Source organism: Dyella sp. (genome assembly GCF_051962475.1).
Lineage (GTDB): Bacteria > Pseudomonadota > Gammaproteobacteria > Xanthomonadales > Rhodanobacteraceae > Dyella_A.
On sequence record NZ_JBQCCF010000050.1, the window covers coordinates 1 to 21,996 of the forward strand.

General features: G+C 68.3%; 21 protein-coding genes. 15 read left to right on the forward strand and 6 right to left on the reverse strand.

Annotated elements, in window-relative coordinates:
* The first annotated feature begins 295 nt into the window (after positions 1–295).
* The 3 genes from ACTHJF_RS11185 (at position 296) to ACTHJF_RS11195 (ending at position 2,358) form a co-directional block, all read left to right on the forward strand.
* Positions 296–1,138 (forward strand): helix-turn-helix domain-containing protein, encoded by an 843-nt coding sequence (locus ACTHJF_RS11185; protein WP_440267172.1) that lies wholly within the window; start codon positions 296–298, stop codon positions 1,136–1,138.
* A gap of 140 nt (positions 1,139–1,278) precedes the next feature.
* Positions 1,279–1,434, forward strand: a complete 156-nt coding sequence (locus tag ACTHJF_RS11190; RefSeq protein ID WP_431636189.1) for a hypothetical protein — start codon at positions 1,279–1,281, stop codon at positions 1,432–1,434.
* A 156-nt stretch (positions 1,435–1,590) separates the two neighbouring features.
* Positions 1,591–2,358 (forward strand): isocitrate lyase/PEP mutase family protein, encoded by a 768-nt coding sequence (locus ACTHJF_RS11195; protein WP_440267173.1) that lies wholly within the window; start codon positions 1,591–1,593, stop codon positions 2,356–2,358.
* A gap of 244 nt (positions 2,359–2,602) precedes the next feature.
* On the opposite strand, the gene dinD is transcribed toward ACTHJF_RS11195, so the two are convergent.
* From dinD to ACTHJF_RS11210, 3 genes are all read right to left on the reverse strand, one after another.
* The gene (dinD, locus tag ACTHJF_RS11200; protein WP_440267174.1) at positions 2,603–3,451 is read right to left on the reverse strand and encodes a DNA damage-inducible protein D; all 849 of its coding nucleotides are present in this window, start codon (positions 3,449–3,451) and stop codon (positions 2,603–2,605) included.
* Positions 3,452–4,061: 610 nt separating this feature from the next.
* Positions 4,062–4,511, reverse strand: a complete 450-nt coding sequence (locus ACTHJF_RS11205) for a hypothetical protein (protein WP_440267175.1) — start codon at positions 4,509–4,511, stop codon at positions 4,062–4,064.
* Positions 4,508–5,077, reverse strand: coding sequence for an RNA polymerase sigma factor (locus ACTHJF_RS11210; RefSeq protein WP_440267176.1), 570 nt, complete (start codon positions 5,075–5,077; stop codon positions 4,508–4,510). The genes ACTHJF_RS11205 and ACTHJF_RS11210 overlap by 4 nt, the downstream gene beginning before the upstream one ends.
* A 484-nt stretch (positions 5,078–5,561) precedes the next feature.
* Between ACTHJF_RS11210 and ACTHJF_RS11215 the strand changes: the two genes are divergently transcribed.
* On the forward strand, positions 5,562–5,888 hold the full coding sequence (locus tag ACTHJF_RS11215; RefSeq protein ID WP_431636194.1) for a hypothetical protein: 327 nt from the start codon (positions 5,562–5,564) through the stop codon (positions 5,886–5,888).
* Between the two features lie 150 nt (positions 5,889–6,038).
* A complete protein-coding gene (locus ACTHJF_RS11220) occupies positions 6,039–6,377 on the forward strand; it encodes a hypothetical protein (protein WP_440267177.1) in 339 nt (112 codons plus the stop codon).
* Between the two features lie 7 nt (positions 6,378–6,384).
* On the opposite strand, the gene ACTHJF_RS11225 is transcribed toward ACTHJF_RS11220, so the two are convergent.
* Positions 6,385–7,302 (reverse strand): LysR family transcriptional regulator, encoded by a 918-nt coding sequence (locus ACTHJF_RS11225; protein WP_440267178.1) that lies wholly within the window; start codon positions 7,300–7,302, stop codon positions 6,385–6,387.
* Between the two features lie 92 nt (positions 7,303–7,394).
* Between ACTHJF_RS11225 and ACTHJF_RS11230 the strand changes: the two genes are divergently transcribed.
* From ACTHJF_RS11230 to ACTHJF_RS11240, 3 genes are read left to right on the forward strand one after another with little or no spacing between them, the layout of a single operon-like run.
* On the forward strand, positions 7,395–8,372 hold the full coding sequence (locus ACTHJF_RS11230; protein WP_440267179.1) for an NAD-dependent epimerase/dehydratase family protein: 978 nt from the start codon (positions 7,395–7,397) through the stop codon (positions 8,370–8,372).
* Positions 8,373–8,423: 51 nt separating this feature from the next.
* Positions 8,424–8,969, forward strand: coding sequence for a GNAT family N-acetyltransferase (locus tag ACTHJF_RS11235; RefSeq protein ID WP_440267180.1), 546 nt, complete (start codon positions 8,424–8,426; stop codon positions 8,967–8,969).
* Positions 8,966–9,289, forward strand: coding sequence for a non-heme iron oxygenase ferredoxin subunit (locus ACTHJF_RS11240; protein ID WP_440267181.1), 324 nt, complete (start codon positions 8,966–8,968; stop codon positions 9,287–9,289). The genes ACTHJF_RS11235 and ACTHJF_RS11240 overlap by 4 nt, the downstream gene beginning before the upstream one ends.
* Before the next feature lie 202 nt (positions 9,290–9,491).
* Here the strand turns inward: ACTHJF_RS11240 and ACTHJF_RS11245 are convergent, their stop codons facing one another.
* Positions 9,492–11,207, reverse strand: a complete 1,716-nt coding sequence (locus ACTHJF_RS11245; RefSeq protein WP_440267182.1) for a DUF2334 domain-containing protein — start codon at positions 11,205–11,207, stop codon at positions 9,492–9,494.
* 317 nt (positions 11,208–11,524) lie between these two features.
* Between ACTHJF_RS11245 and wecB the strand changes: the two genes are divergently transcribed.
* The 5 genes from wecB to ACTHJF_RS11270 are packed head-to-tail and all read left to right on the forward strand — an operon-like array spanning position 11,525 to position 19,519.
* Complete coding sequence (wecB, locus tag ACTHJF_RS11250; RefSeq protein WP_440267183.1) at positions 11,525–12,652, forward strand: non-hydrolyzing UDP-N-acetylglucosamine 2-epimerase; 1,128 nt, start codon at positions 11,525–11,527, stop codon at positions 12,650–12,652.
* A gap of 14 nt (positions 12,653–12,666) precedes the next feature.
* Positions 12,667–14,889 carry a glycosyl transferase family protein gene (locus ACTHJF_RS11255; RefSeq protein WP_440267184.1) on the forward strand — a complete coding sequence of 741 codons (2,223 nt, stop codon included), beginning with the start codon at positions 12,667–12,669 and terminating at the stop codon, positions 14,887–14,889.
* On the forward strand, positions 14,886–17,789 hold the full coding sequence (locus tag ACTHJF_RS11260; RefSeq protein ID WP_440267185.1) for an NfrA family protein: 2,904 nt from the start codon (positions 14,886–14,888) through the stop codon (positions 17,787–17,789). The genes ACTHJF_RS11255 and ACTHJF_RS11260 overlap by 4 nt, the downstream gene beginning before the upstream one ends.
* Complete coding sequence (locus tag ACTHJF_RS11265) at positions 17,786–18,700, forward strand: DUF4434 domain-containing protein (RefSeq protein ID WP_440267186.1); 915 nt, start codon at positions 17,786–17,788, stop codon at positions 18,698–18,700. The genes ACTHJF_RS11260 and ACTHJF_RS11265 overlap by 4 nt, the downstream gene beginning before the upstream one ends.
* Positions 18,701–18,745: 45 nt before the next feature.
* Entirely contained in the window at positions 18,746–19,519 is a 774-nt protein-coding gene (locus ACTHJF_RS11270; protein WP_440267187.1) for a lysostaphin resistance A-like protein, read from the forward strand.
* Here ACTHJF_RS11270 and ACTHJF_RS11275 read toward each other — a convergent pair.
* Positions 19,503–20,276 carry a MipA/OmpV family protein gene (locus ACTHJF_RS11275; protein WP_440259141.1) on the reverse strand — a complete coding sequence of 258 codons (774 nt, stop codon included), beginning with the start codon at positions 20,274–20,276 and terminating at the stop codon, positions 19,503–19,505. The genes ACTHJF_RS11270 and ACTHJF_RS11275 overlap by 17 nt on opposite strands.
* Before the next feature lie 104 nt (positions 20,277–20,380).
* On the opposite strand from ACTHJF_RS11275, the gene ACTHJF_RS11280 reads away from it, so the two are divergent.
* Together ACTHJF_RS11280 and ACTHJF_RS11285 are read left to right on the forward strand one after the other, a co-directional pair.
* Positions 20,381–21,109 (forward strand): MtnX-like HAD-IB family phosphatase, encoded by a 729-nt coding sequence (locus tag ACTHJF_RS11280; protein ID WP_440259142.1) that lies wholly within the window; start codon positions 20,381–20,383, stop codon positions 21,107–21,109.
* Between the two features lie 21 nt (positions 21,110–21,130).
* On the forward strand, positions 21,131–21,996 hold an 866-nt coding region (locus ACTHJF_RS11285), incomplete at its 3' end, for an aminotransferase class III-fold pyridoxal phosphate-dependent enzyme (RefSeq protein WP_440267188.1).

Here is a 21,996-nt window from a genome sequence, read left to right on the forward strand (position 1 = left end):
GGATCGCCATCGTCAGCTACATCGAGGGCTTCTATAACCGCAAGCGCCTGCATCAGACGCTTGGCTACCGAACGCCGGCCAGTGTCGACGATGCGGCGATGAGTGCTTAACTAACGTGTCCGAAAAAGCCGGGCTACCTCAGGTTCACTTATCGAACAAGTGTTACGAGCCTCTGGCTAGGGCGGCGGTGGGTTTTTAAAACGGCCACAAGGGATGTGTGCGCTGAACCGCCTTTTGAGTCGCTCCGAGGTAGAGCCCCTCCCGCGCGGCGTGCCACCGTGGCCATAATCCCCGCATGTCCACGGCACCTCCTGATTTCCAGGTCCACACGCTGCTCAGCACGCCCATGGTGGAGCTGCGCGACGTGGTGTGCGCGGGCAGCTGTCGGCACAAGAGCGCGATCGAGCGCGCCAGCCGCACGCATCTGGTGTTTCCGTATCGCGGCACCTACGTGCGCCACGTGGATGCGGACGACGCAGTGGCCGACGCCAGCCAGGTGCTGTTCTTCAACGCGGGTGAGGATTACCAGATCAGCCATCCGAACCCGGGCGGTGACGCCAGCCTGTCGATGGCGCTGGACGAGGTGCTGCTGCGCGAGATCGCCCCGCCTGAGTTGCTGGCGCCGGGCGAGCCGCTGCGCTTTTGCCAGACGCGCTTGCGCATCGACCCGCGCGCGCAGGTGCTGGTGGCTTTGCTGCGCCATTCGCTGCGCGAGGGCGTGGCCGAGCCGCTGGAGGGCGAGAGCCTGGCGTTGACGCTCGCACACCGCGCGTTGGCGCCGCGCACCACCCACGTGGCGGGTGCCAGCCAGGCACGTCAGCGGCTGGTGGATCGCGCCAAGCTGGTGCTGGTGCGCGACTTGGCGCGGCGCTGGACGCTGGCCGAGGTGGCGGCGGAAGTCGGCGTGTCGGCGGTCTACCTCACCCAGAGCTTCCACCTGGTGGAGGGCGTGCCGCTGTACCGCTACCAGCTGCGCTTGCGCCTGGCGCGCGCGCTGGATCTGCTGCGCGACTACGAGGATCTGGCCGCGCTGGGCATGGAGCTGGGCTTTTCCAGTCACAGCCACTTCACCGCGGCGTTCCAGAAGATGTACGGGCGCACGCCCAGCGAGTTCCGGCAGATTGCGCTGCGGCGCTGATCGCTAAAGTTTTCGATAGCCGCCGCAAGTGGCGCCGGGTCTACTGACGTCACCCCACTCGGGGTCGACGCCTTCCCGGCTCCCTCGCCTGCGCGGGGCAGCCCTCGAAGGTTTCTCTTCACGCTTTGAAGGAGAACGACATGAGCAAGCGAACCTGTGCTGCCTGCGACTACGAACTGGACGACACCGCCATCCAGGTGCGCATCGGCGGGGCCGTGGTCGAGGTGTGTTGCGACGAATGCGCGGTGAAGCTGAAGGAGGCCTACGCCTCCGCCCAGGCCGCGCAACAAGCCTGAGCCGTCATCGCTCGTGCCCGCCCGCTACAGCGGGCTTCGCAACGCGCCCCACGCATCACGGGCCGGGCACGAGCCGATGGCTGCTACGCGACGGCGGCACCGTTTCGCCGTCCGTTTCGAATGATCCCCCCCCCCGATAGCCCGTTGGAGTTTGATGTGACCACACAGAACGAGAAGGCCCGGCTGTTCCACTCCCTGCACGTGCGCGGCCAGCCGCTGGTGCTGTTCAACGCCTGGGACGCAGGCAGTGCGCGTGCCGTCGCCGAGGCCGGTGCCGGCGCGGTCGCCACGGGCAGCTGGTCGGTGGCCGCGGCCAACGGTTTTGCGGACGGCGAGCAGATGCCGTTCGCGTTCGCGTTGGACAACCTGCGCCGCATCGTCGCCGCGGTCACCCAGCCGGTGACCATCGACCTGGAAAGCGGCTATGGCGAAACGCCGGCACACGTTGCCGCCACCGTAGCCGCCGCGCTCGAAGCGGGCGTCATCGGTTGCAACCTGGAAGACAGCTTCCCCGCCGATGGCAGCCTGCGTGACGCGGCCGACCATGCCGCGCGTCTGGCCGCCGCGCGCCAGGCCGCAGACAAGGCCGGCGTAGCGTTGTTCATCAACGCGCGCACCGACGTGTTCTTCCAGAAGGGAACCGAAGCGCACGACATGGCCATGGTGGAAGAGGCCCTGCGGCGCGCCCGCATCTATGCAGACGCCGGAGCCAGCGGCCTGTTCGTGCCCGGCGTGATCGCCGAGCCGCTGATCGCGCGCCTCGCCGAAGCTTCGCCGCTGCCGCTCAACGTGATGGTGATGCCCGGCGTGCCCAGCCGCGCGCGCCTGGCCGAGCTCGGCGTGGCCCGCATCAGCCACGGCCCCGGCCCCTATCGCGGCGCCATGCAGTGGTTGACCGACGCGGCCCGGGCCGCGATGGCCTGAGCGACGCGCCGCGGGCCTGCCGTTGGCGGTCGAAGGCCTTCACTCCGGAGCATGGTCGACGGCCTCGGTGGGCTGACATGGTCCGGCAGCTGCCGTCGTGGAAAATGGCCTTTCGCCGGACAAATGCTTGGGCCGGAGTGAGGGGCAGGGACAGGTTCGCCTACGAGTTAGCGGTCACAGCAGGCTTTTCCAGGAACGCACTGTGACCACCCTTGCCGACGCGGTCCCCTTCAAAGGACTGAGCTCATTCGTCATCGGGGAGCTTGTCCGGGTTTTGCAGGGTCTTCTTGTCGGCCGCGGCCAGCCGCCGCTCCACCTTTTTCACATCCTCGGATGGCGGCAGTGCTTCAGGGCGAATGCCACGGCTGAGCAGGGTGTGCCGCACAGCTTCGTTGTTGGTGACATGCTCGCTCGAGATCGCCGGCTCGTCGCGCATGTCATGGGCGCGCGCGTTATGGATGGTGATCTCGGTAGCGAAGTCCTTGGCCTTGAGCACGATAGTGGGGGCGAAGTCGGCCAAAGGACGGTTGTCGGGCACCTGCCACAGCGCCTTCATTGCCTGGGTGCTTTTGCCGAACAACGCTTGGTCGCCCTTGCTGCGGATCAGACCGAAATTCTCGTTGCCGCCGGTCTGCTCGTAGATGACGTTGGAGAGCTCCTTCTCGGTACCCGAGAGCTTGCGTCGGGCCTGCACCCGCTCCGCCTCCAGCAGGCGCTGCTCGATCAGCTCCGCCCTGCGTGTCTGCATCGCAAAGTAGGTCTGGGCGAAGGCGATTTCCGGCTTTCGCGGGTCGCCGTTCTGGGCGATGAGGTAGCAGGCATAGCGCGTGAGTAGGACATCGTCGATCTCGCGCTGACCACCTTTGCCGAGCTCGATCATTTTGTTGACGTCAACAAAATGATCCTTGATGGCATGGCCGGAGACTTCGCAGGCTGTCTTGCCCTTGTTCAAGACCTGCTGGAAGTTGCGCCACTCCGTGTAACCCAGTAGGTGCTGCAGGTCGCGGGCCAGCCAGTACTCCACTCCGCCGTCGGTTTGCTGGGCATGTCCCTCGAAGGTCGCGGTCAGGGTCTGGATCTGTTGGGCTTCCATGTTGTCATTCCTCCTTGGGTGGGCCTTAAGTCCGGCGATTCCGCGTCCGCCGGCGCGTTTGTTCAGCAGCGATAGCGGCCGCCCATCTGCCCCAGCTCCTTCGGCGGGACAGGGCAGGGTTCACGTAAAAGCGATCTTCACAGCAAGTTTTTCCACGTCGCGCACGTGGCCAGCCTCTCGGGCCAGATCGGACACAACGCCTCCACAGCTTCCATCAGCTCTACCCAATCGGAGAGATCGTCCTTCGCTGGTGGCGGAACCGACGTGACATAGCCTCCGGCCAGCGACTCGACCGTCCCGTCAGGCTGTTTTGTCGGCCATGTGGGCGAAGAGTTCATCGAGCCATCTCGTGCGGTTGAACAAGCGACGTGGCCGCATATCTCGGCCATGTTGAGCGTTCCGCGTTGGGCTCGCAACATCGTCGGGAAGTCGTCGAGAGCAGTGCCAACCCACGAGCACCCGCCCCACCCCTGCTCCACCGAGGGGAAAGGGGGGATGTGGCATTCCTCAACTAATAGCTCAGTCGGGCACGTTTCTGACGAATGGCGGGCCTGGCCGGAAGCGGACTTCGGGAGTTGTCGTCAGAAGGGCGCATCGCTTGTGCGCGCGATCAGCCCAGCTTCCGCCGCAACCACTCCGCTCCCTGCGACGCGCCCAGACAGGCCAGCAGCGCCAGCACCCACGGATTACCGGCCACCGACCACGCGGCTGGATCGGCCTGGAACCAGCTGCCGCCTTCGAGCACGGCGACGACGAGGCCGGCGATAACGAGCGCGGCCAGCAGCAGGCGGGTGAGCTGTTTCTCCAGGCCGGTTTCCGGCGCGGTGGCGGCGGTGGGTACGGGGCCGGCTTTCGCGGCGAGCTGTTCGGCGAAGTCGGCGGGCAGGGCGATGGCGTCGTCGGCGCGCACGGCGGCGTCGATCTGGCGGTAGGCGCGGGTGCGTGCGTCGTCGGCCGCGGGCTCGCCGGTGCGGGCGGCGTGCATGGCGCGTTCCTGTGCCTGCCACTCGCGCTCGGCGGCGGGGTGGCGGAAGAAATCGATGTCGCGATGCTTGCTCATGGCGTTACTCCCAACCGGGCTTCCAGCGTCTCGCGCAGTTTCAGGCGCGTGCGGAACAGGTGGCTCTTGATGGTGCCGGCGGCCAGGCCGGTGACTTGCGCGATCTCGGGAATGCTCAGCTCGTCCAGATGGTAGAGCGTGAGCACGGTGCGCGGCAGCGGGGGCAGGGTGTCGATGGCCGCGTGCAGGTGCGCGCTCATTTCCTCATCGGCGCAGCTCGCTTCCAGGTCGAAGCCGTCGCCGATGGTGTCCAGCAGCGAAAAATCCTCGTCGTCGCCCACGTGCGGATCGACCAGCGCGATGCGCTTGCGCTCCAGGTGGCGCAGGGCGACGGTGTAGGCCACGCGGCCGATCCACGATTTCAGCGCGCTCTCGTAGCGGTACTGGTGCAGGTTCTGGTGCACCTTGAGAAAGGTGTCCTGGCACAGCTCGCGGGTGTCTTCCGGGTGGCGCACCATGCGCTGGATGATGTGCCAGCACAGGCCCTGGTACTCGCGCACGAGGCGCGCGAACGCACCTGGCGCATTGGCCAGTACGGCATCCACTAGGGCGCGGTCGTCGGTCATCGGGGGCGAGCTTCCATCGGGGCGTAGATACGCGCATGTGCCGGACGGTTGCATGGGGGGACTTTTGAGAGGGGGCTTTTCTGGGTGGTGGGCTGTTGTCGTTCGGCTTCGGCGCTGGATGCCTCGGCTTGAGCCCGCGATGCACCGCTCTTGGGTCGTCATTCCCGCGAAAGCGGGGATCCACTTTGATCTTGGCAGGGAGCAACATGGATGACCGGCATACGCCGTTGAAATGCTCCTCCCGCTTTCGCGGGAATGACGGCAGCTTGAGGGCTCCTGCGGGAGCGTGGCGTTTGGGGGGCATTCGCTGGAATGACGCAGGTTTGAGGATGGGCGAAGTTAGCTGGCTGGGGTTAGCGCCGCGGACTCGTTCCCGGGACGAACTGTGAGGGAACGGTGGCTGCGGGGCGGGCGGTCGACCGATGCAACCGCCGCCGCGGCGCCCGTATCTATGGCCCCGTCACCCAACTCAAAGGAGCACCCCATGATCGACGGCAACCTGATTCCCATTGTCCTGTTCCTGTGTATTACCTACGCGATCAAGTCGGTGGTCGATGCGCGCTTCCGCCAGAAGATGGTCGGCGCGGGCGGCTCGGAAGAGCTGATCCGTTCGATCCTGCAGGGTGAGGAAGTGCGCCGCCGCCACGCCTCGCTGCGCTGGGGCATCATCCTGGTGGCGCTGGCCGCGGGCTTCGCGATCATCCAGCAGTCCGACTGGCATGAGCTCACCCCCGGCATGATCGCCGTGCTCGCTGGCGCCACCGGCCTGGGCAACCTGGTGTACTTCGCGGTCGCCCGCAAGATCGGCTGATCGCCGCCTGCGGCCGCGTTCTGCGGCCCGCGGCACAACGCGCCGGCGCACGCTCCGCCGCCGGCGCGGCTTTACCCCCCCCCCCAAGCGCATTCCGTGCCACCGCGCGTGGCATGGCGGAGCCGTGCGCGCCGTTTCTGGAGAATCCCCATGCGCAAGACCCTCGTCGCCCTGCTGTTAGCCCTGCCTTTCGCCGCCCCGGTGGCTGCCACCCAGTACCTGCGCGTAGTCAACGCGACGGACTCGCCCATCGTGGCGGTGGAAGCCACGCCGGTGGGCACCGCGCAGCGCGGGCAACTGTCGCTGGCCGAGCGCCCATTGCATCCGGGGCGCGAGCTTGGCGTGGCCCTGCAGGGCGTGACGCGCTGCCGCTACGACCTGCGCCTGGTCTATGCCGACGGTCGCGAAGTGCTCACGCGGGGCCTCAACGTGTGCCAACGCTCCCACACGCAGCCGGCCACGCTGACGGCCCGGTTCGACGAGGCCTGAGGCGGCGTCAGCGCACGCGCTGGCCGGGGTCCTCTCCCGTGGCGTAGCGCGCCATCGCCTCGGCGAGAAAGTCGAACAGTGCGCGGTGGCGTGCGCTGCGGCGAAGGTCCTCGTGCATCACCAGCCAGGTGGGCAGCACCGGGGCGATCGCCTCGGCCAGCACCGGCACCAGCTGGCGGTCGCGTGCCGCCAACGGCACCTGGCAGAAGCCGATGCCGAAGCCCGCGCGCAGGGCGGCCAACCCGGCCAGGTCGCTGTCGGTGCGCAGGGCGAAATGCTCGCGGGTGAAGGGCGAATCGGCCGGGCGCAGGGTGCGCACGTAGGGTGGCTCGTGGTCGAAACCGATCAGCGCGTGCTCGGCCAGCTGATCAGGCCGCTGCGGCGTGCCGTGCGTCTTGAGGTAACGCCGGTGCGCGTAGAGGTTCAGCACGATGGTGCCGACCTTGCGCGCCACCAGCGCCTGCTGGGTGGGCTGCACCATGCGCACGGCCAGGTCCACGTCCTTGCGCAGCAGGTCGGCGGACTGGTTGGACAGCACCAGTTCGATCACCACGCCCGGATGCTGCTCCCGAAAGGCGGCCAGCATGCCGGGCAGTACCTCGCCGCCGATCACCTCGCTGGCGCTGACGCGCACCACGCCGCGGAGCTCGCCGATGCCGGCGCTGGCAGCGCGGCGCATGGCAGCGGAGGCCGAGGCCATCGCCTGTGCGTGCGGCAGCAGCTCGTGCGCCATCTCGGTGGGCGCCAGCCGCTGCGGCGAGCGGGTGAACAGCGCCACGCCGAGCTGCTGCTCCAGCGCGCGGATGTGCCGGCCCAGGCTGGGCTGGGTCATGCCCAGCGCGCGGGCGGCGGCGGACAGGCTGCCTTCGCGCATCACGGCGAGAAAGGAGCGGTGCAGATCCCAGCTGGGGTCGTCGATGGCCATGCATATTTGTATGGCAGAAGTACGCTATTGCGCAATTTTCATTGATCCGTGCCGCGCGCAAGCTGGTACCACCTTCAACGCGGGAGCGGGACATGAACACGACACGCACGGCCCTGATAGTGGGCGCCAACGGTGGCATCGGCCAGGCGATGATCGAGGCGCTACGGCGTCACGGCTGGGCCATCCGCGCGTTGGTGCGCTCGTCGAAGCATGACGACCCATACGTGGACTGGCGCCTCGGCGACGCGATGAACGCCGAGGACGTGCGCGCGGCCGCCGAGGGCGTGCAGTTGATCGTGCACGCGGTGAACCCGCCCGGTTACCGCGACTGGCAGCGGCTGGTGCTGCCGATGGTGGACAACACCATCGCCGCTGCCTGTGCAGTAGGTGCGCGCATCCTGCTGCCGGGGACGATCTACAACTTCGGCCCCGACGCGTTCCCGCGCCTCAGCGAGACCTCGCCGCAGCATCCGACCACCGCCAAGGGCGCCATTCGCGTGGAGCTGGAGCGACGGCTGGCCGCGGCGGCGGAGCGGGGCGCGCGGGTGCTGATCCTGCGCTGCGGCGATTTCTTCGGTCCGCACGCCGGCAACAGCTGGTTCGCGCAGGGGCTGGTGCAGCCGGGCAAGCCGGTGCGCACGCTGCGCTATCCCGGCGCGCCGGAGCATCGCCACGCCTGGGCTTACCTGCCGGACGTGGCGCAGACGGCGGCGCGTCTGCTCGAGCGCGATGCGGAGCTGGCGGACTTCGAGGTGTTCCACTTCGGCGGCTACTTCGTCCACGGCCGCGAGCTGTGCGATGCCGTGCGCCGGGCCAGCGGCAACACGAACGTGCGGCTGGGGCGTTTTCCCTGGTGGTTGGTGACGCTGGCCGCGCCGTTCGTGGTGACCCTGCGCGAACTGCGCAAGATGCGCTACCTGTGGCGCACTCCGATCGCGCTGGACGACCGCAAGCTGGTCGGGTTTCTCGGCGACGACTGCTACACGCCGCTGGAACAGGCGCTGCGCCGCACGCTCGACGGCCTGGGCTGCCTGCCCGCAGCGGATGCCGCGGTGCCGGCGCAGGCTTGAGCGCATCGCCGCCGCATGCGAAGCAGCGCGGCGGCGGATTATCATCGGCGGATGCACGCACCCGAACTCGCTTTCCGGGCGGCCACCGCCGCCGACATTCCCGCCGTGGTGGCGCTGGTCGAATCGGCCTACCGCGGTGAATCCGGCCTGCGCGGCTGGACCACCGAATCGAACCTGCTCGACGGCCAGCGCACCGACGCGCAGGACGTGGGCGAGGCCATTGCTCGGCCCGACAGCCTGGTGCTGCTGGCCGAGCGCGACGGCGCGATGGTCGCCTGCTGCCACTTGGAGAAGCAGGACGGCGCGGCGTACTTCGGCATGTTCGCGGTGGATCCTTCGCGCCAGACCGGCGGCGTCGGCAAGCAGGTGATCGCGCACGCCGAGCAGCTGGCGCGCACGCGCTGGGGCGTGAGCCGCATGCGCATGACGGTGATCGTGCAGCGCGAGGAGCTGATCGCCTTCTACGAACGCCGCGGCTACGCCCGCACCGGGCAGTTCAAGCCGTTCCCCTACGGCGACGCGCGCTTCGGTATCCCGCGCCGCGACGATCTGCGCTTCGAGGTGCTGGAAAAGCCGCTCGGCGAGGTGGCCGCATGAGCGCGCCCGCCGGCTGGGTGAAGGTGGGCACGCGCAGCGAGATTCTGCCGGGCGAATACAAGGTGGTGTGGGACGGCGACACCGCCATCGCCGTCTACAACATCGACGGCACCCTCTACGCGGTGGAAGACGTGTGCACGCACGACGGCGCGGAACTGGCCGGCGGCGACGTGCACGGTTTCGAGGTGGAGTGCGTACGCCACGGCGCCCGCTTCGACCTGCGCACCGGCGCCGTCACCTGCCCGCCGGCGTACGAGCCGATCGCCTGTTTTCCGGTGTATGAGGAAGGCGGGCTGATCTTTACGCGGGATGATAGGTAACGCGCAGCTCCTATCTCCGTTCGCCCTGAGCGTAGGCGCAAAGCGCCGAAGTCGAAGGGTTTCCTGAGCGCGGTGCTTCGACTCTGCTTGCTGACGCAAGCGACGCTCAGCACGAACGGATTTCGACGGGTTGAAGATCACGGCGCGTCCGTGCTGACGGCAGAAGGCGCCGGCACGCCCCAAGGCGTGCCGGCCTCTGCGCTTACTGGTCCTGTCGCACCGTGTCGGCGGAGACGAACGTGTAGCCCATGCCCTGGATGCCCTGCACGATGGTCTTGAGGTTCGCCAGCGGCAGGTAGGGGTGGAAGAAGAAGCTCTGCACGCCGTCGTTGATCACCGTGCTGGCCTTGGCACTGGCCAGGACATCCTGCGGCGAGCGTGGCGGGTTGTGATTGAACTCCAGCGGCTCGACGTTGCCCAGGTTCTCCGGGATCACCAGCGAGCCGAAGATGTCGCGCACCAGGTACGGGAAGAACTGGCCGTAAATGCGCGTGTAGTCCGGCGCGCCGCTGCCGCAGTTGCCGCCTGCGCACCAGTTGGCCGCGTACAGGCCGCGGTCGTAGCGCACACCGAAGTTCTGCTGCACCACCTGGTAGTCCACCGCCGAGCCGGCATAGTGGGGGAACTCGAAAATGGTCGGTGCAAAGCCGGCCTTGGCCAATTCCGCCATGCCCTTGGTGATGCGGTCCTGCGCCCACGTGGCGGAGTCTTCGGCGGGCGGCGCGTCGTAGATCACATAGTTGTCCGCGCTGATGTGCGAGCGGTAGAACTCGAAGTCGTCCGCGCTCACGCCCGAGTACGGGTTGGCCACGTTGGAATACTGGTGGGTGTAGCCGTGCATGAGGATGGTGCCGCCCTTGCTGCGCATGTACTTCAGCGCACTGACCACGGCCGTGGCCTTGCTCAGCGGTCGGTTCTCCGGCACGCCGTTGTTGAGCACGCCGTTCGGGTCCAGATACAGCGGGATCACCGCCACGCTGAAGGGCACCCGCCGGCTGTACAGATAGTCGGCGATGTTGCGCAGCTCCTGCGGGCTGGTGTCGGCGCTGACGTCCTCGATACGCACCAGCGCCCGCTTGCGGTCGGTACGCATGGCCGGGTTCGCCACCTGACTGATCAGATCGGCCGCGGCGAGGTAGCGGTCGGTCATGCCGGTGTAGCTGAAGGGGATCTCGCCGATGTAAGTGAAGTTGCCTGAGCGCGTCGCCCACGGCATCACCACACCCGTGTCGCTGGTGGCGGTGGCGATCGCCTGGGCTTTGGACGGGTCGATGATCAGCGTCTGCAGCAACCCTGAGGGCACCGCCAACGCATTGCGCTGCAAGGTCACGCCCTTGTACGTCACGGTGAGCGCATTGCTGAAGTCGAAATACTGCGGGCTCCAGCCGTACGTGCCGGCGAAGTCCGCCGCGCGCTGGCTGAGCTGCCAGATGTTGTTGTTCATCCACAGCACCGGCGAGGTGGTGGCGAGCACATCGTCGAGCAGGGCCGTGGGAAGCGGCTCGTCATAGGTGGAGCCGATGTAGACCAGGCCGGTGTAATTGCCCAGTTCCCCGGCCACGTAGTTGGCCGCGGGGTGCATCACGTAGGCGCTGCCGTGCGAAACCAGGTTGGCGGCCTGCACGGCGTACGCCTCACCGAGCCAGGCCCAGTCGCCGGTGCTGTCGTACAGCACCAGGGTACGGCGAGCGGCGTTGGCTCCTGGTGCAGCCTGAGCAGCGGCGGGCGCTGCAGCGGCAACAAGCGTGATCGCCGCAGCGGTGCTTGTCGTGGCGGACCGTGTCGCTACGGTCCGCTGCTTCGGCAGGATCGACGAGGGCGGGCGTGGCGGCGCGGGCAGCGTGCGCTCGGCGCTGCCCCATTTGCCAGGTGAGGACTTGGTGGTGCCGGCGGTGGCCGCGACGCCACCGACGAGCATGCCCGCCGCTATGAGCAGACAGGTGAATGCTCGCCGGCACCGGGCGAAGCGGGAAACGGGTGTGATGGCCATGGGCGTTCTCTCGGGAAGGGATGTCTGGGCGGGCGGCGTGCTCAGTTCACTCCTTTCGATCCACCGTCGAGGTGACAAATATCAAGGGGAACACTCGAGCCGCTACGTAGCGTAGGCACCCATCGCATCTACCAGTCGAGAACGTCGCCATGCACATCCAGACCGCGGCCATCCTCCGCGACGCGCCTTCCACGCCATCGCGCCAGGTGCCGGTTGCGCCGTTGACTCAGCCCCGGCAGGAGCCCATGCGGGATGTACTGATCGTCAGCGGTACCCGGCCGGAGATCGTCAAGCTGGCGCCGGTGTACCACGCGTTGAAGGGCAGCGGCTGGGCGCGGCCGTACTGGCTGCATACCGGGCAGCACGATGACATGGCGCAGCAGATGCTGGCCTGCTTCGAGATCCAGCCGGACTTCGTCTTCCACCGCGTCGGCACCAGCCTGGGCGAGTTCAGCGCGGCCTGCCGTAGCCAGCTCGACGCGGTGCTGAACGAGCGGCGATGGTCGGCGGTGGTGGTGCAGGGCGATACCGAAAGCACCTTCCTCGGTGCCCTGGCGGCTTTCCACCACCGCATACCGGTGGCTCACGTGGAGGCAGGGCTGCGCACCGGCAACCTGGCCCGGCCGTTTCCGGAGGAGGGGCTGCGGCAGATGATCAGCCGCATTACCCGCTTTCATTTCGCCCCCACCCAGGGCGCGGCCTGTGCGCTGTATGCCGAAGGGATTTCCCCGGCAGGGGTGCACGTCACCGGCAACACGGTGATCGACGCGCAGCAGTGGGTGGTGCAGCGCTATGGCATCCGCCACCGCGCGGAGGGAAGGGGGCACCTGCTGGTGACCGCGCACCGCCGCGAGAACTGGGGCACCGATCTGGAAGAGATATGCCACGCCATTGCCGACATCGCGCGTGCGCACCCGGATATGCCGGTGCTGTTTCCGGTGCACCTCAATCCGGTGGTGCGCGGGCCGGTGCACGCCATCCTCGGCAGCCTGCCGAATGTGACGCTGACCGCGCCGCTGGATTATCTGGCCATGCAGCAGGCGCTGGTCGACGCCTGGCTGGTGCTGACCGACTCCGGTGGCCTCCAGGAAGAGGCGCCCACTTTCGGCGTGCCCCTGTTGGTGATGCGCACCGAAACCGAGCGCCCGGAGGCGATCCAGGTTGGCTGCGCGCGTCTGGTCGGTACCGGCCGTGCGCGGATCGTGGCCGAGGTGGAGGCACTGTGGTCGGACCTGCCCGCCTACACAGCGATGCAGCAGGCAGGCAATCCGTTCGGTGACGGCCATGCATCCCGGCGCATCGTCGAGATACTGGGGGCGGCCCTGGCGCCGGTGGTGCAGCCGGCCGCCAGCGCGACCGCCGGCGTGGCCTGAAGGACCCCGCCGCCATGTCGATGCTCGACCTGCTAGCGACCTATCTGTACGGCCTCGGCTACGTCGTCATGGCGATGGCGGTGTTGATGCTGGTGAGCGGGCTCGATGACCTGTTCATCGATGTGGCGTACTGGGTGCGCCGTGCCTGGAAGGCGTTGGTGGTGTATCGCCGCCACGAGCGCATGGAATACACCGAGCTCTACACCCGGCCGGAGCAGCCGCTGGCGATCATGGTGCCGGCCTGGCACGAGACCGGCGTGATCGGCCACATGGCCGAGCTGGCGGCGCAGACGCTGGACTACGAGAATTACCACATCTTCGTGGGCACCTACCCGAACGATCCGGATACCCAGCGCGACGTCGACGAGGTCTGCGCGCGGTTTCCCAACGTGCACAAGGTGGTGTGCGCGCGGCCCGGCCCAACCAGCAAGGCCGACTGCCTCAACAACGTGCTCGACGCGATCATGCAGTTCGAGCAGCGCGCGCGGCTGCAATTTGCAGGCTTCATCCTGCACGACGCCGAAGACGTGGTCTCGCCGCTGGAGCTGCGCCTGTTCAACTACCTGGTGGGGCGCAAGGACCTGATCCAGATTCCGGTGTATCCGTTCGAACGGCAGTGGCACAACTTCACCAGCCTGCATTACCTGGACGAGTTCGCCGAGCTGCATGGCAAGGATGTGCCGGTGCGTGAGGCGCTCGCCGGTCAGGTACCCAGCGCAGGTGTGGGTACCTGCTTCAGCCGTCGCGCGGTGCAGGCACTGATCGCCGAGGGTAACGGCGTGGCGTTCGACATCCAGAGCCTCACCGAGGACTACGACATTGGCCTGCGCCTGAAGCAGTGGGGGATGGCCGAGATCTTCGTGCGCTTTCCGGTGGTGTGCGACCTGCCGGGCCGGCGCAAGCTCGGCCGCAGCCTGCGCGACTCCAGCGTGATCTGCGTGCGCGAGTACTTTCCCGACCGGGCGCAGACCGCGATCCGACAGAAATCGCGCTGGATCATCGGCATCGTCTACCAGGGGTATCGCACCCATGGGTGGACCGGCAATCCCGTGCTCAACTACTTCCTGTGGCGCGACCGCAAGGGCGCCATCGCCAACTTCGTCAGTTTCGGCGCCATGCTGATCCTGCTGCAGCTGGTATTGCTGTGGCTGGTGCAGGCGTTCTGGCCGGGCGCGCCGCGGTTTCTGTCGATCCTCGCCGAACACGGCTGGCTGATGCCGCTGCTGGCGATCAATGCGGTGCTGATGGTCAACCGCATGCTGCAGCGGATCATCTTCGTCACCGCCTATTACGGACTGATGCAGGGGCTGTTGTCGGTGCCGCGGCTGCTGTGGGGCAACGTCATCAACTTCATGGCGAACTGCCGTGCGATCCGGCAGATCGTGCAATACGGCGATCCGCGCCGTGTCGCCTGGGACAAGACCACCCACGACTTTCCCACGCTGGACAGCGCCGGCCGATCACGCCGCCCCCTGCACGAGTTGCTGGTGGAGCGCCAGGCGCTCACCGAGGCGCAGCTACGCGACGCCATGGCCCATCCCATCGCCGGCCTGCCGCTGGGCTCGGCGCTGCTGCACGCGGGCCTGATCACCGCCGAACAACTGGCGCGGGCGGTGGCCGAGCAGCTCGGTGTGCCGTGCGAATCGGTGGATGCCGAAACGATCGGGCCCGAGCTGCGCGCGCGAGTCCCGGCGCAGGTGGCGCAGCACTACGCGGTGCTGCCGCTGCGCGAGGAGGGGGGCACCCTGGTGCTGGCCAGCGAGTCCTACATCGATCCGGTGTCGCTGGCGGCGCTGTCGCGACGGCTGCACACGCCGGTGTCGTACGTGCTGGCGTACAAGGGCCAGGTCACTGTGGGGCTGCGCAGCTGGTACGGGCGCGAACAGGAGGGCGCCCGCCGGCAGTTGCTCGACCTGGCGGTGTGCTCGGGCGTGCTCGGCAGCGGCCACGCGACGACGCTGTGGAATCAGTATGTGTCGCGCCAGGTGCTGCTGGGTGAAGTGCTGGTGGCGCTGGGCCACCTGGACGAAGTAGCGTTGCGAGCGCTGCTGCTCAATCACGCGCAGAGCGACCGCCCGCTGGGCGATTTTCTGGTTGAGCAGGGCGCGATCACCCATGCGGCGTTGGAGCAGGCGCTGGCGCTGCAACGCAGCCTGCAGCCGACCCTCGCCACTACGCTGGAGCACGTCGGCATCGCCACCGAGGCCGAGCCGCCGGCGCTGAGGCGGGCCGTATGACGCGTAGTCGCTGGCAAGCACTGATGATGCTGCCACTGACGCTGGGGGCTCCGGCATTCGCGCAGCAACCAGTGCGCGTGGACGACGTGAGCGCCTACCGACGTTTCCTGATCTACCCGCACCAGCAGCGTGCCTTCGCCGCCATGAAGGCCGGCGACCAGGCCACCGCGATCGCCGAGTTCACCCGCGCGCGCGAACTGGCACCGCGCAGCGTGACCACCGCGCTCGACCTGGCCGAAGCGTGGCGCCACTTTCAACAGCCCGCGCGCGCCGAGGGGGTGCTCGCCGAACAGCGTCGTTTCACGCCGGACGATCCGCGCCTGACTCCGCATGCCACGGCCGTACGCGATTGTCGCGCCGACCCGGCCGCCGTCTGTCGCGCGCAGCGTGGCTACGACGCCCTGCGCGCCGGCGAGCTGGATCGCGTGCAAGCGGAGCTGGACGATACCGCCTTTGCCCGCAGCGACACCGGGGTGGCGTTACGCCGCGCGCTGGCGCAGCGAGCGATCTATCTTGGTGAGGCCGCGCGCGCCGATGCGGCATTCGCCGCGTTGCAGGAAGGCGGATACGCGTTGCAACCGGCGGAGCGAGCTCAATGGTTCGCGTTGTTGCTGCAGCTGCGTGAGGTGGCTGCTGCCGCCGCCCTGCAGGAGGCCCACGCCGACCTGCAGACGCCGATGCAACAACTGGCCATGGCACACGCACTGGGTGATGCCGGCCAGGCCGCATCGCTGGTGAGCTACCTGGCCGCGCATCAGCCCGCGTTTGCGCGCGAGGTGCAGGAAAGGCAATGGCTGTACCTGCTGGCGCACGTGGAGGCCAATCGGCCCGACCTGCTCACCCGCTATCGCGTGCGCTTTGCCGCGAACCGCGCCGTGCAGGCGCGGCTTGCTCTGCCTGGCGCCATGGCGCGCGACGACCGTGCTGCCGCGCAGCGTGCGCTGGCGCAACTGCCACCTGGCGACTTCGGCGAGGCACGCTTCGGACTGGCGTTGCGCGCAGGGCGCCTGGACGAGGCACTGCGCCAGGCGCAGCGGCTGGTGGCGCGGCGCGATGGGGCACGCCAGCTCGATGCGCTCAGTTACCGCCTGATCGACGCCGGCGCCACTGCCCAGGGCAAACTGCTGCTGATGCAGGCCTACCCCTTCGCCGATGCCGACACCGACCATGCGGCCGCGATGCTGCAGCGATTGGCGCTGATCGGCGCGGCGCAGCCTGAGCTCTTCGATGCCACCGACCGGGCGAGGCTGCGCGCACCGCTCGGTACCGCCGCCTTGCGCAACGCACAGGTGCCGCTGCTGGCATCGCTGGAGGACTGCGATGGCGTGCGCATGGTGATGGATGATTTCGATCCTTCGTATGCCGCCGACCGCTGGGCGGCGCTGGGTCAGTGCTTGCACGACAGCCGTCCCGGCCTGGCCGAGTACGCCTATGCCCAAGCGAGCCAGCGCGCGCCCGGCGGCGACTACACGCGCGCCCTGGCCTACCAGGCGTACGCCACGCAGGATTATCCCGTGGCGCTGGATGCGTGGGGACGCGTGGACCTGGCGCAGATGTCGGCCGACGATCGCCTGGCCGCTGCCACTACAGCGATCGCCGCCGGCGACGCAGCCGCGGCGCGGCAATGGCTGGATCGCTTTGACGCGGCCGGAGGCGCTCGCCAGGACAGCTACTGGTGGCTGCGCGCGCAGGCCGCTTCTGCAAACGATGCCGCCGCCGCGGAAGCGGCCTTGCAGCAGGCGATTGCGCTGCGGCCGGATGCCCGCTACTACGCCCGGCTCGCACAGCTTCAACGCGCCCGCGGTGCGATGGAAGAGGCCGCCGGCTCGCTGGAGCGAGCCAGCGCGCTGGTGCCGCAGGACGCCGCGCTTGCCGCCGGGCTGGGCTACACCTGGCTGCAGATTGGCGACCGCGCGCGGGCGCGGCCGGCCCTGGAGCGAGCGCATCGATTGCAGCCGGCTGATCCGAACCTCACCCGCCAACTGATGTACCTGGAGCTGGCCCAGGGTGATCGCGCGCAGGCACGCACCTATGCGGCGCAGGCGATCGATCAGCTGGACGGCCGCGGTGATGGACCGGCCGCCCAGGACGACGCCGGCGACGATCGAGTGGAGCTGGAGCGCTTCAACCTGCGTCGCCTGCACGAGGACCTCGGTCGGCGTTGGCGCATTCTCGGCGACCTGGCCATTGGCGACAGCGTCTCTTCGGCCGCCAACGCGATCGCGCCGGGCGTGTCCTACCGCAGCTACGCGCAGGTAGAGGCGCAATATCGGTTCGACGCGCCGTCGGGCGGCGACGAGAACACACTCGCCGCGTACGCCCGCGTGTTTGCGGGTAGCGGTGCACAAGGCGACTGGCAGCCAGTGCATGCACCGCGGCTGGGCGTGGGCGTGCACTGGAAACCGTGGCGCAGCCAGACCATCATCTTCTCGGCTGAGCAACAACTGGGCATCGGGCGCGTCGAGGGACGACGCAGCGACACGCTGCTGCGTGCGAGCGGCTCGTGGACCGGTGGCGCGCGTTTCAGCGACGACTGGCATCCGGAAGGCCGCGGCTGGTTCGCGCAAAACGTCTACGTGGACGTGGCGCGCTACCTCAGAGCGCAGCAGAGCGTGGCCACGCTGGATTACCAATGGGGCTACCACCGCAAGCTGCCCGCGGCACAGACGCTGGAGCCGTTCGTGCGGCTGCAGGCCAATGGCATCGAGCGCGGCCACGGGCAGGGCTTCGGCCACGATCTTCGCGCCGGGCTCGGCGTGCGCTGGAACCTCTGGTACGGCGAAAGCCGCTACGACGCCTACGCGCACCGCGTGCGCGTCGGGCTGGAATGGCAGCATGCGTTCACCAGCTACCTGCGCGAGACCAACGTGGTATTTCTCACCGTAGGAGGGCAGTGGTGACCCGCGCGCGGCTACTGCTGGCGACTGCGCTGATGCTGCTCTGTGCGGCGGCGTCGGCACGCACCGTGCCGCCGGTCCACGCGCTGTTCTACCAGCCGCAGCTGGCCGATCGCGCCTTGCCGGCGGAACGCTGGCCAGCGCTGTTTGCCAGGGTGCGTGCGCGAGGCTTCGACACGTTGGTGGTGCAGTGGACACAGTACGGCGACGGCTTTACCGCACCGGCCGATCGTGCCTGGCTGCGCGCCCGACTGGACGAGGCGCGTGCCGGCGGGCTGCAACTGGTGTTGGGGCTGGCGGCCGATCCGGCCTTCTTCCAGCGCCAGGCCGATGCACCTGGCGCGGTGGCGAGCTACCTGCAAGGGTTGGCCCGCCGCGACGTTGCGGTGGCCGCGCAGTGGCAGGCGCTGCTTGGCGCCCCGGCGATCACCGGCTGGTACCTGCCGTTGGAGATCGACGATCAGCACTGGCGCAACCCCGAGGCGCGCCGTGCGCTCACCGATGCGCTCGCCGAAGAAGTAAGCGGCCTGCACGTGCTGGCGCCGGCGCGCCCGGTCTACGTCACCGCCTTTTTCAGCGGGCGCATGGCGCCGACGGCCTATGCACAGCTGCTCGCCGACGTGCGTGCCACCGGCGTGCGCGTGTGGGTGCAGAACGGCGCGGGCACCGCGCAACTTGGAACCGCCGAGCGTGCGCTGTATCTGGCCGCGGCCGATGGCTGCGCCGGCAGCCCGGCGCAGGGCCGCGTGTACGAGATCTTTGCGCAGGTGCCGGGGCAGACCGCCTTCGCCGCGCGGCCGCTGCCGACCGCTGCGCTGGAGGCGGCGCTGGCTCAGGCGCCGCCCTGTGAGGGCGACCGGGCGGTGTTCGAGCTGCGCTATCTGCCCGAGGCGGCCGACCTGCTGGTGCACTGATCCGCCCGGCTACACTGCGCCAGGCAAGTGAATGGGGGAGTAGCCATGGCCCAGCGGGTCGTTCGCGCGGGGATCGTCTTCGCGCTGTTGTGTGTGCTGTACCAGTCCGCGGAAGGCGTCGGTGGGCACCTGATGCACAGTTTCGCCGTGCAGGCGGCGCTGATGCTGGCGTGCGTGGTGGTGGCGTGGCCGCTGTCGCGCTGGCTGGGTTACCGCGGCTACGGCGCGTACGCGCTGGATCGGGCACCGCTGTCCTTTGCGTGGCTGGCTGGCGGCCTCGTCGTGGCGTGCGCCGCGAAGGCACTGGCGATTGCGGTGGGCGAGAAGCTGGGCGTGTATGCGGCTACCGGCGCGTCGTTCAGCGCGGCCGGCTTCGCCGCGCTGGGCGCAGGGCTGCCGATGTTGCTGCTGTCGACGTTCGTGCCGTCGATCGCCGAGGACATCCTGGCGCGCGGTTTCTGGTACCGCGCGGCGGGCATCCGCTGGCGACGCGGGCTCGCCTTCGTGGCGTTCTCGGCGAGCTACTTCGTGCTCAACCACATCTACCGGCTCGAACGCGGTCCGAGTGAGTGGTTGATGATCTTCTGCATGGGGCTGGCCTATGCCACCGCGCTGTGGCGCACCGGCACGCTGTGGGCCGCGGTGGGCCTGCACTGGGGCTGGAACCTGGCCAACGGCGTGCTCGATCCGCTGCTGCCGGCCGACACGCTCGATGCCCACGGCAGCAACCTGCTCACCTCCGCGGTGCACCTGCTGCTGGTGGCGTTGCTGCTCGGCGTGCCGGTATCGCGCCGGTCCGCCGCTACGGATGCCAGATGAAGGCCAGCGATTCGGACCACTGGTTGGCGGTGCCGAACTGCTGCACCAGCGGACTGTTCGCCGCACCGCCGAGCAGGCGGCCGTAGACCAGCGCCAGCGCCACACCGGTGTGGTGGCTGGTGGGCACGAACAGGTCGTACTCCAGCGAGGCCATCTCGCTGCCGCCGGACGGATGCCAGGGCGACACGCCCAGCGCCGCGGCCGATGCGGTGCCGAGGCCGAAGAAGCGGTTCATCGCCGCGTCGTTCATCAGCGACCAGCGCAGCGTGGCCTCTTCCTCCACCGGCCCGAGTGCGGGCAGGTCGGTGTCGGCGTAGACATTGAGGTAGGCGCCGGCGCCCTGGGTGTCGTGGCTCAGGTTGGCGCCCACGTCCATGGCCTTGTTGATCTGCCACTCCAGGTAGCCGCCCAGGTTCACCCGCGGCGACAGGCTGGGCACCTTGCCGCCCAGCGCGCCCAGGTCACTGCGCTCGCGGCCCCACTGGTAGCCGCCGTAGAGGCCGCCGCGCAGGGCCGGCCCGTGCAGGAACTCCAGCTCCAGCCCGTCCAGCGTGGAGAAACTGCCGACGCCGGGCAGTTCCACGTCGATATACGGCACGGGATCTTCGCGATCGTTCCTGGCGCCGGGCCAAGCGGGCATGCGCTGCACGCCGGCGCCCAAGGCGAGCACAGCGCTGTCGCCGGCATGGCCGGCCATCGGCCAGAGGGCGGGCAGGACGCAGGCCAGCAGGAGGGTGAAGCGGTGGCGTAGGAGCATGGGGCGAATGGTGGTTGTGGGGTGTCCGAACGTTCTTGCGGGTGGCATGCCATTTCGCAAGAAAGGGAAAGGGCATGGAAAGACTGGCCGCCTAGCCTTTCGCCATGCCTACGAATGCCCCAACGCCCAACCCTGCCTCCGGGTGGACCATCCTGTGTGATTTCGACGGCACCATTGCCGTCGAGGACGTGATCGACTCGCTGCTCGACCGCTACGGCCGCCCCGGCTGGGAAGCGCTGGAGCAGGACTGGCGTGCCGGCCGCATCGGCTCGCGCGAGTGCATGAGCGGCCAGGTGGCCCTGCTCGACATGACCCGCGAGCAGCTGGATACCCACCTGTCGCACCTGTGGATCGACCACGCGTTCCCCGGCTTCGTGGCCAAGGCGCGCGAGCTGGGCGTGCCGATCCGCGTGGTCAGCGACGGGCTCGACTACGCCATCCACAAGATCCTGGGTCGCTACGGCCTGGACGACCTGCCGCTGGCCGCCAACCACCTCTCGCCGGCCACTCCGCCGCAGCGCTGGCAGCTCACCTCGCCGTTCCAGGCCGAGGGCTGCGCCAGCGGTACCTGCAAATGCGCCTGCGTCGAGCGCGCCCGCGCCGGCGGGGCGACCCGCACGCTGTTGATCGGCGATGGAGCCTCGGATTTCTGCGCCGCCGACCGCGTCGATTTCGTCTTCGCCAAGCACCGCCTCATCGAGCACTGCCGCGCTGCTGGCATCGCCTACGTGCCGATCACCGGCTTCGAGGACGCGCTGGAATTCCTCCCCCAATTGCTCGACGGCAGCCTGCTGGAGGCCGAAACGGTCCCGCACGTCGCCACCACCCTCTGATCCTTCAGTTCAGGACACCCCATGAACGTCTTTGACAAGAACGCTTCCGTGATGATCGACGACGCGCAGCTGCTCGCCGACGAGGCCAAGTACAGCTCTTTCGGCGACACCGTGCACTACGTCGATCCGCCGAAGATCTTCCGTACCTGCAACGGCAGCTACATGTACGACACCGAGGGCACGCCGTTCCTGGACCTGCAGATGTGGTACTCGGCGGTGAACTTCGGTTACGCCAACCCGCGCCTCAACAACGTGCTGAAGAACCAGATCGACCTGCTGCCGCAGGTGGCCAGCCAGTACCTGCACCAGACTCGCATCGAGCTGGCCAAGACCATCGCGCTCGACGCCAAGAAGAAGTTCGGTCTGGACGGGCGCGTGCACTTCAACGTGGGCGGCGCGCAGGCGATCGAGGATTCGCTCAAGCTGGTGCGCAACTACAAGGGCGGCAAGAGCCTGATGTTCGCCTTCGAGGGCGGCTACCACGGCCGTACGCTGGGTGCATCGTCGATCACGTCGAGCTACCGCTACCGCCGTCGCTTCGGCCACTTCGGCGAGCGTGCGATGTTCCTGCCGTTCCCGTATCCGTTCCGCCGGCCCAAGGGCATGACCGCCGAGGAGTATTCGGACAACTGCGTGAACCAGTTCGCGCGCCTGTTCGAGACCGAATACAACGGCGTCATCGACTCCAAGACGGGCCAGACCGAGTACGCCGCCTTCTACGCCGAGCCGGTCCAGGGCACCGGCGGCTATGTCATCCCGCCGATGAACTTCTTCGTCGAACTGAAGAAGGTCCTGGACGATCACGGCATCCTGCTCGTCGTCGACGAAATCCAGATGGGCGTCTACCGTACCGGCAAGCTCTGGTCGATCGAGCATTTCGGCGTTTC